1 protein-coding gene is annotated in these 1355 nt (G+C 71.3%); it reads right to left on the reverse strand.

What is annotated here, in order from left to right; translation table 11 throughout:
- Window positions 1–22: 22 nt before the first annotated feature.
- The coding region (locus tag AB0C29_RS48720) for an endo-1,4-beta-xylanase (RefSeq protein ID WP_360835219.1) at window positions 23–1355 on the reverse strand (1333 nt) is incomplete at its 5' end.

The raw sequence follows: 1355 nt of genomic DNA on the forward strand, positions 1-1355 counted from the left end.
CGCGCCGCGCCGGACGTCGCGATCAGGACGCGGCGCAGGCGGGGGTGCCGGTGGGCGGGGTGCCGGTGCCCTGGAAGCCGAACTCGGTGCTGGATCCGGCGGCGATCCGGCCGTTGTAGGAGACGTTGGCGAAGCGGACCGCGCCGGTGCTGCCGGTGGCCTGGGCGTTCCAGGCGTTGGTGACCGCGGAGCCCGACGGCAGGGTGAGCGTGGCCGCCCAGCCGGTGACCGCGGTGGAGCCCGCGCTGACCTTGACCGTGGCGGTGAAGCCGCCGGTCCACGCGTTCACGGTGTAGGCGGCCGTGCAGCCCGTCCCGGACGGCGGCGGCGTGGTGCCGGTCGGCGGCGTGGGCGAGACGGTCGGCGAAGCGGAGGGCGAGGTCGGCGGGGGCGTGGTCGGGTTGGTGGTTCCGCCGGCGTTGAGCGCCTCCAGGGTCGAGTTGTACGCCGCCTTCTTGTTGCCGCTGCCGTCGAAGAGCAGCGGGGTGCCGCTGGCCCGCCACGAGTCGCTGTCCCGGATGCCCCAGACGGTGATGCCGTTGCACCGGGGCACGGCCAGGCAGTCGCGGACGACGTTGGCGTACGTGGTCGCCTGGGTCTGCCCCGAGCCCTCGATGTCCAGCTCGGTGACCTGCACGTCCACGCCCAGCGCGGCGAAGCTCTCCATCGTGGTGCGGTAGTTGCTCGCGTACGGCGACCCGCTGTTGAAGTGGGACTGGAGGCCGACGCAGTCGATCGGGACGCCGCGGGCCTTGAAATCGCGGACCATGTTGTACACGCCCTGGGTCTTGGCCCAGGTCCAGTTGTCGATGTTGTAGTCGTTGTAGCAGAGCTTGGCGTCCGGGTCGGCGGCGCGCGCGGTCCGGAAGGCGACCTCGATCCAGTCGTTGCCGGTGCGCTGGAGGTTGGAGTCGCGCCGGCCGCCGCCGCTGTCCGCGAACGCCTCGTTCACCACGTCCCAGGTGAAGACCTTGCCGCGGTAGTACGTGGCGACCCGGGTGATGTGGTTGATCATGGCCGACCGCAGCGCGCTGCCCTCCATGCTCTGCATCCAGCCGGGTTGCTGCGAGTACCAGGCCAGGGTGTGCCCGCGGACCTTCATGCCCTGGGCGAGGGCGTGGTTGACGATCCGGTCCGCGTTGGTGAAGGAGAACTGGTTCTGCTGCGGCTCGGTCGCGTCGATCTTCATCTCGTTCTCGGGCGTGACCGCGTTGAACTCACGGTTCAGGATCCCGACGTAGGTGCTGTCGCTGAGCTTGTTGGCCGCGACGGCGGTGCCGAAGTAGCGGCCGGTGGCCGCGGCCGAGGCGCCGAGGGTGGTGGCGGCGTCGGCCGAGGGGGCGACGGCCAGCGCC

This window comes from Actinoplanes sp. NPDC048791 (assembly GCF_040650095.1).
Lineage (GTDB): Bacteria > Actinomycetota > Actinomycetes > Mycobacteriales > Micromonosporaceae > Actinoplanes.